This window comes from Microbacterium lemovicicum (assembly GCF_003991875.1).
Taxonomy (GTDB): Bacteria; Actinomycetota; Actinomycetes; order Actinomycetales; family Microbacteriaceae; genus Microbacterium; species Microbacterium lemovicicum.
In genome coordinates this window covers 3,548,498-3,555,647 of sequence record NZ_CP031423.1, presented here as the reverse complement: position 1 = coordinate 3,555,647, position 7,150 = coordinate 3,548,498, and the positions used below count along the sequence as shown (strand labels likewise).

Genomic DNA, 7,150 nt, shown 5'->3' with positions numbered 1-7,150 from the left:
CTCGCCAGGCTGTGTGCAAGGCTTGTGGATAATGTCAGGCCCGAATCGCGGGTTTGAGTTATGACGCGGGTCGGCTTAGTCTAGATCGGTTGACTTATGCCTTCCCGGCAGTCCCACATCCGCACGTCCCCGGTCGAGAGCGTCCCGGTGACACCAGACCCGGAAGTAATCCCATGAGCAAGCGCACTTTCCAGCCCAACAACCGCCGTCGCGCCAAGAAGCACGGCTTCCGTGCCCGCATGCGCACCCGCGCCGGCCGTGGCATCCTCGCGGCCCGTCGCGCCAAGGGCCGCACCGAGCTCTCGGCCTGACCCACCGGTGCTCGCGCGGCCGAACCGACTGACCCGCGGGACGGATTACAAGACCGTCGTCCGCAGGGGCCGTCGGTGCGCGGGCGCGCACACGATCACCTATGTGTCGAAGACGGCGGACCCGTCATCGTCGACCCGCTTCGGCTTCATCGTCAGCAAGCAGGTCGGCGGCGCCGTGGTGCGCAACACCGTGCGCCGGCGGCTGAAGGCGGTCTGCGCCGAGGCGCTGGCGGAGCTTCCCTCCGGCACGGACGTCGTGATCAGAGCCCTGCCCGCGGCCGCGGCAGCCTCGTTCGGAGATCTCCGTGCGGAGGTCTCCCGGTGTCTGGCCCGGAGGGCGGCATGAGCTCGGCGACGCTGCCGGTGTCCTCGGTGGGCCACGGGCATCTGCACTCCTCCACGGTGTGGGGTGCGATCCCGCTCCTGCCGCGTAATGCGGCTCTCGCCTTTCTCCATGGTTATCGTGCGACGATTTCCCATACATATGGAGATGTCTGCAAGTACTACCCGTCCTGCTCGGCCTACGCCGTCGGCGCAGTCCAGCAGCACGGAGCGGTCAAGGGAGCGGCGCTGGCTGCCGCTCGCCTGGCTCGATGCCACCCGTGGGCGGTCGGCGGCATCGACGACGTGCGTCCGCATCCCCGCTTCGCCCACGAATTGACCCGGCACGGATTCGTCGTGCCACCCGGAAAGGACTGACCCGTGGATCTGCTCGGTACCATCCTCTGGCCCCTGAAGTGGCTGGTGGAGCTCGTGCTGGTCGCGTGGCACTCCGTCCTGACCGCCGTCGGCCTCCCCGCCGCCGCCGGCATCACCTGGGTGCTGGCGATCGTCGGTCTCGTGATCGTCGTCCGCGCCGCTCTGATCCCGCTCTTCGTCAAGCAGATCAAGAGCCAGCGCAAGATGATGGAGATCGCCCCCGAACTGCGCAAGGTGCAGGAGAAGTACAAGGGCAAGCGTGATCAGCTCTCTCGCGAGGCGATGAGCCGCGAGACCATGGCGCTGTACAAGAAGCACGGCACGACACCGGTGTCGAGCTGCCTGCCGCTTCTCGTGCAGATGCCCGTGTTCTTCTCGCTCTACAGCGTGCTCAGCTCGATCAAGACCAACGCGGTCAACAACGTCGGCGGTGTGGGGCTCTTGAACCCCGAGCTGACGAAGGAGTTCTACGACGCGAAGCTGTTCGACGTGGCATCCCTGCACACCACCCTGGTGGAGGCGTGGAGTCAGCCCGACGGTCAGATCACGGTCGTGATCCTGATCGTGCTCGTCGTCCTCATGATCGCGTCGCAGTTCTTCACGCAGCTTCAGATCATCTCGAAGAACCTGTCGCCCGAGGCCAAGACCGGCCAGGCGTACCAGATGCAGAAGATCATGCTCTACATCCTTCCGCTGGGCTTCATCTTCTCCGGTGTCTTCTTCCCGCTGGGTGTCGTCATCTACTGGTTCACGAGCAACCTGTGGACGATGGTGCAGCAGTTCATCGTCATCCGTGAGATGCCGACCCCCGGCTCCGACGCGGCCAAGGCCCGTGAGGAGCGCCTGGCGCGCAAGGGCAAGGCCCTCGATGCGAGCGGCAAGATCATCTCGATGGAGAAGTACCAGGCCGAGCAGCAGCGCCTCCTCGAGGAGGCCGAGCGCGCCAAGGCCGTCGCCCCGAAGCGTCAGCAGCCCGTCGGCAAGCAGCGCGCGAAGAAGCAGTCGCAGGCTGCGCCGGTGCAGAACGCCAACAAGAGCACGGCCGCGCCGCGGACCGCTTCACCGCGGCCGACGGACCCGGCCGCCGGCGCGACGTCCTGACCTCCGGCGCCGTCCGCGGCCTCTGATCTCGCCGATTCCACGTCGGCCCCGACCCCGTTCTGACGAGGAAAAATGACCGATACGTCCGGTAACACGTCCACCGACACCGCGCCGGAGCGTGCCGTGTCGACCGTCGAGCAGCTCGAGGAAGAGGGCGACGTCGCCGCGGACTACCTCGAGGGACTCCTCGACATCTCCGACATCGACGGAGACCTCGCTCTCGACGTGCGTGGTGGGCGTGCCTACGTGTCGGTCGAGGCCGACGAGTCGGACTCCCTCCGGCTGCTGGCCGACCCCGACACCGTGCAGGCGCTCCAGGAGCTGACGCGCATCGCCGTGCAGACGAAGACCGGTCGGTTCTCCCGGCTCATCCTCGACGTCGGCGGATCACGCGACACGCGCCAGCGCGAGCTCGAGGTGCTGGTCGACCGCGCCATCGCGCGTCTGGACGAGGGCGGCTCGCAGGCGTCGCTTCCGGCCATGTCGAGCTACGAGCGCAAGCTCATCCACGACATCGTCGCGGAGAAGGGCTTCGTCTCGGAGTCCTACGGTGACGGCGCCGACCGCCACACGGTCATCCGTCGATCCTGATCCCGCGCGTGCCATGAGCGAGCTCGAGCAGGAGCCGGATGCCGCGGCACCCGTCTTCGGCGACCGCATCGACATCGCGCGCGCGTTCACACGTGCACTGGCCGTCCATGGCGAGGAGCGCGGCCTCATCGGGCCGCTCGAGCTTCCGCGGCTGTGGACGCGCCACATCCTGAACAGCGCCGTGGCGGCTCCGCTGTTCTCGGGCACGGTGGGCGACGTCGGATCCGGCGCAGGGCTGCCGGGGATGGTGCTCGCGATCGCGCGCCCCGACCTTCAGTTCGTGCTCATCGAGCCGATGGAGCGTCGCGTGGCGTGGCTGACGGAACAGACGGACGAGCTCGGTCTGGACAACGTGGACATCGTGCGCGCACGTGCGGAGGACTGGGATCGCGGGCGCGTGCTCGATGTCGTCACAGCCCGCGCCGTCAGCGCGCTCAAGACGCTGATCCCGCTGACGGCTCCCCTGGTCCGCAGCGGCGGCGAGCTCGTTCTGCTCAAGGGAGCGAGTGTCGCCGGCGAGATCGACGCGGCGAGGAAGCAGATCCGCGCCTTCGGTCTGTCGGACGTGCGTGTCGAGTTCGCCGGCGAGGACCTCGTCGTTGAGCCGACGCGCGTGCTGCGAGCCAATGTCCGCTTATTTGGCCCTTGACCGGGTGTTTTATCGAATCACCCGCGACCAGGCCCTAGTTGGTGGCGGGCGCGGTGGCAGTCGGTCCTCCTCTGCCGCACTTTGAGAGCGGTGGCTGCCTTAGCTCTAACTCCGCCGTGCGGGGGCGTCCCTAGTGCCACCACCGCGATCGTCGACAGCGGGCGGGGCGTGCGATCGGCGTGTCTGGCATAAGTGGCACCCGGTTCCTCTTCGATTCGTGTGCCGCAGGGTTTCACGTGAAACATGCTTCGTGTCGCGAAAGCACTCGTCGCGCTCAACCCGATCCATAGGAAAGCCGGACCCCTGACTCCGCGGCGGGCGCGCGCCGACATTCCCTGAAACGCAAATCCGGGCCGAGCCAGCTGATCTGCTTCATGGCCTCCTCGACGTGGGCGCGCTCGGGGTGGATACGTCTGAGCAATGCGTATCGCATCCAATCGAACCAAGGGCCCGATACATGTCCCTTCTTCGTGTTTCACGTGAAACGAGCGGACAATGTGCCTCTCATTGCGTCGTTTGTTGGTGGATGGTCAACATGGCGCTCCCGGATATACCGCTGCGCCACATCCAACCAAGGCGGATTCGGCGTCAGTATCTAAGCCACCGTCGGTGCATGCTTGGATATGGGTGCAGCTGCAGATTCGCCGGACTACGCTTCTGAGAGCGGCATCACAACGCTCAACTGGTCGTTTCGTGGCCGTTCAAGGGTGATCAGCGAAAGTGGTGCGCGTCGCTCGGTAACGCTGTCGGCCGTTTCACGTGAAACAGCCGCACGCGGTAGAGCCGGATACTGATCGGCGCGCAATCGGCGCGTCGGCGTTGTGAACGGCGCTCGTGGGGACCGTTTCACGTGAACCAGTGGTGAGGCTCGACGCATCGACCACTACACGCACCTCGTCGGCCGCCAGCGCATCAGTACGTGCCCTCTCATCAGGCTGTGCCCTCGAACGCCCGCTGCGGGCAGCCGTCTGTGCTGATGTTTCACGTGAAACGGGCTAGGGGAACATGGCGCTGACGCGCAGGCGCCCCACACGAAAGACAAATGCGCCAAGCATGCCGATGGGCGTGCATTCGGGCGTTTCACGTGAAACTGTCGGCTGTGTCTGCGACGCGATAACAGCGCCGCACCACCGTCCGTTGAAATCATGAAGTCGGGTTCGATCAAGATAGATCGATGAACACACGGCGTTCGCGGGCGTGGCGAGCGCACAGCGTCGTGGCCAGCTCATTGTGTTTCACGTGAAACATTGACCTGGCCGCGCCGCCACCTCATCGGGCTAAGGACCTGTAGTCCACCGTCCCGCCAAATCGAAAAGCTGGCGCAGATCCGGCGACGTGCGACTCCCCCGTGAGAAATCTGCCGGTGTGATGGCTGAGAGTTCGTGTGCGGACGAAAGCCCGCTGTTCTGGGGTCAAGAGAAGTCCTTATCGGCGACTCGACGACCGCGGGCGTTCTTGTTTCACGTGAAACCCACGATCATGGCGATGGTCATTCGCTTCACCGCTGAAGCCTCTCGCCGCGATTTGCCACGCGCGCAGTGCATCCCGGCACGCGCACCAGCGCGTTTCACGTGAAACACAGCCCGGTCAACTCCTTGCCCAGACAGCACGCGAGACGACCGGGCCGAATTGGCCTGACGACCTGATCGACAAGGAGGAGCTGCACAGGCGCGCGCAACGGCGCGCACACGTGGCTTGGACCCGGAAAAGGAACGCTCTCGTGCGCCCGTGACGTCGGCGTTGACCGCCTGGCGTGACGGGCGTAGGGGCGCTGCGGGTTAGAGTGGAGGGGCTCCCGATCGATGCGAAAGTGAGAGTGTTTCACGTGAAACAGCCCGAGAACGCGAACGTCTCGGCACCCTTCTCCCTCGCCGGCGATGACACGCCGCTCGCACGAGAACTGGCCGATCTCTCTGCACGACGCCGCGCGTTGGCGACGACCGATGTGACGCTGTCTGGTCGCACCCGCGTGCTCACGGTGTCGAACCAGAAGGGCGGTGTGGGGAAGACCACGACCACCGTCAACATGGCGGCGGCGCTCACATCGGTCGGCGCTCGTGTGCTGGTGATCGACCTCGACCCGCAGGGCAATGCGTCGACGGCCCTCAGCGTGCCGCACACGGCGGACATCCCCAGCATCTACGACGTGCTCATCGATGAGTTCCCGATTGCAGAAATAGTCCAGGTCAGCCCGGAATCTCCGAACCTTCTGTGCGCCCCTAGCACGATCCATCTCGCCGGTGCGGAGATCGAGCTCGTCTCGCAGGTCGCCCGTGAGCATCGCCTGAGGACGGCGCTCGATGAGTACCTTGCGTCGCTCGACGAGCCGCTCGATTTCGTCCTCATCGACTGCCCGCCCTCGCTCGGCCTGCTCACGATCAACGCGTTCGTGGCGGCGACCGAGCTGTTGATCCCCATCCAGTGCGAGTACTACGCGCTCGAGGGCCTGAGCCAGCTGATGGGCACCGTCAAGATGATCCAGAAGCACCTCAACCCGTCGCTGCATCTGTCGACGATCGTGCTGACCATGTACGACGGTCGCACGCGGCTCGCGCAGCAGGTCGCAGAGGAGGTGCGTCAGCACTTCCCGCAGGAGGTCCTCCGCACCGTCATCCCGCGGTCGGTGCGTGTATCCGAGGCCCCGAGCTTTGGGCAGACCGTCATCTCCTACGACGGACAGTCGGCAGGCGCCGTCGCCTACCGCGAAGCCGCCGTCGAAATCATCACGCGTGACGCCCCCGACGGGGCGAGCGAGACCGAGGAAGGCTCCTGATGGCCAAGCGAACCGGATTGGGCCGCGGCATCGGCGCTCTCATCCCTACGTCCGAGCCGAGCGAGGCTCGTCCGGTCGACGTCTTCTTCCCCGGCGCGTCCTCCACAGCGTCGACGACCGGGGCGTCGACGCGTGACAGGAGCGCGTCGGCGGAGCCCGCAGCATCCGACGCCGACGATGTCACCGACCTCGGACTGGTGGAGGTCCCGGGCGCCCACCTCGCCTACATCGATCCTCACTCGATCGTTCCGAACCCGCGCCAGCCGCGCACGGTCTTCGATGCCGACGATCTGGCGGAGCTCGTGCACAGCGTGCGCGAGTTCGGCGTGCTGCAGCCCGTCGTCGTCCGCGCCGCGGGCGAAGGCACCTACGAGCTGATCATGGGCGAGCGGCGCACCCGCGCCGCCCGCGAGGCCGGACTGACGTCGATCCCTGCCGTCGTGCGCGAGACGTCCGACGAGCACCTGCTTCGCGACGCGCTTCTGGAGAACCTTCACCGGTCCGAGCTCAACCCGCTCGAAGAGGCCTCCGCGTACGAGCAGCTCCTCGCTGACTTCGGCATCACGCAGGAGGAGCTCGCCGCGCGCATCGGGCGCTCGCGCCCCCAGATCAGCAACACGATCCGTCTCCTGAAGCTCCCGGTGCCCGTGCAGCAGCGCGTCGCCGCCGGCGTCCTCTCGGCCGGTCACGCACGTGCGATCCTCTCGCTTCAGGAGCCGGAGGCGATGCAGCGTCTCGCCGACAAGATCGTCAACGAGGACTTGTCGGTGCGAGCGGCCGAAGCCGCCGCGAAGACGTCGGATGCCGGCACCTCGCGTCGTCCGATCCCTCAGCCGGGGGCGCGTCGCGCACATCTCGACGAGGTCGCCGAACGACTCGGTGACCGTCTCAACACGAAGGTGCGGATCGCGCTTGGTGCTAGAAAAGGCCAGGTCATCGTGGATTTCGCAACAATTCAGGATCTGAATCGCATTCTCGGTGAGCTGGGCGAGGACGGCTACGGCGCGAGCTGAGCACAAGCACGTC

General features: G+C 66.1%; 8 protein-coding genes. All 8 read left to right on the top strand.

The features are described from left to right. Window positions 1–173 precede the first annotated feature (173 nt). The 8 genes from rpmH (at window position 174) to CVS47_RS16655 (ending at window position 7,137) form a co-directional block, all read left to right on the top strand. The gene (gene rpmH, locus CVS47_RS16690; RefSeq protein ID WP_013584598.1) at window positions 174–311 is read left to right on the top strand and encodes a 50S ribosomal protein L34; all 138 of its coding nucleotides are present in this window, start codon (window positions 174–176) and stop codon (window positions 309–311) included. A gap of 7 nt (window positions 312–318) precedes the next feature. Continuing rightward, window positions 319–657, top strand: coding sequence for a ribonuclease P protein component (rnpA, locus tag CVS47_RS16685; protein ID WP_127097098.1), 339 nt, complete (start codon window positions 319–321; stop codon window positions 655–657). Then, a complete protein-coding gene (gene yidD, locus CVS47_RS16680; RefSeq protein ID WP_127097097.1) occupies window positions 654–1,010 on the top strand; it encodes a membrane protein insertion efficiency factor YidD in 357 nt (118 codons plus the stop codon). Before rnpA ends, yidD begins: the two co-directional genes overlap by 4 nt. 3 nt (window positions 1,011–1,013) lie before the next feature. Further along, a complete protein-coding gene (gene yidC / locus CVS47_RS16675) occupies window positions 1,014–2,111 on the top strand; it encodes a membrane protein insertase YidC (protein WP_127097096.1) in 1,098 nt (365 codons plus the stop codon). 72 nt (window positions 2,112–2,183) lie between these two features. Further along, window positions 2,184–2,702 (top strand): Jag family protein, encoded by a 519-nt coding sequence (locus tag CVS47_RS16670; RefSeq protein ID WP_127097095.1) that lies wholly within the window; start codon window positions 2,184–2,186, stop codon window positions 2,700–2,702. Window positions 2,703–2,715: 13 nt separating this feature from the next. After that, entirely contained in the window at window positions 2,716–3,351 is a 636-nt protein-coding gene (rsmG, locus tag CVS47_RS16665) for a 16S rRNA (guanine(527)-N(7))-methyltransferase RsmG (protein ID WP_127097094.1), read from the top strand. A gap of 1,825 nt (window positions 3,352–5,176) precedes the next feature. Beyond that, window positions 5,177–6,124 (top strand): ParA family protein, encoded by a 948-nt coding sequence (locus CVS47_RS16660; protein ID WP_127097093.1) that lies wholly within the window; start codon window positions 5,177–5,179, stop codon window positions 6,122–6,124. Continuing rightward, entirely contained in the window at window positions 6,124–7,137 is a 1,014-nt protein-coding gene (locus tag CVS47_RS16655) for a ParB/RepB/Spo0J family partition protein (protein WP_127097092.1), read from the top strand. The genes CVS47_RS16660 and CVS47_RS16655 overlap by 1 nt, the downstream gene beginning before the upstream one ends. Window positions 7,138–7,150: the final 13 nt, after the last annotated feature.

Bases quoted from the DNA above. Each gene is read 5' to 3' on its own strand.
- rpmH (WP_013584598.1), top strand. From the start codon at position 174: ATGAGCAAGCGCACTTTCCAGCCCAACAACCGCCGTCGCGCCAAGAAG.
- yidD (WP_127097097.1), top strand. From the start codon at position 654: ATGAGCTCGGCGACGCTGCCGGTGTCCTCGGTGGGCCACGGGCATCTG.
- CVS47_RS16670 (WP_127097095.1), top strand. From the start codon at position 2,184: ATGACCGATACGTCCGGTAACACGTCCACCGACACCGCGCCGGAGCGT.
- rsmG (WP_127097094.1), top strand. From the start codon at position 2,716: ATGAGCGAGCTCGAGCAGGAGCCGGATGCCGCGGCACCCGTCTTCGGC.
- CVS47_RS16655 (WP_127097092.1), top strand. From the start codon at position 6,124: ATGGCCAAGCGAACCGGATTGGGCCGCGGCATCGGCGCTCTCATCCCT.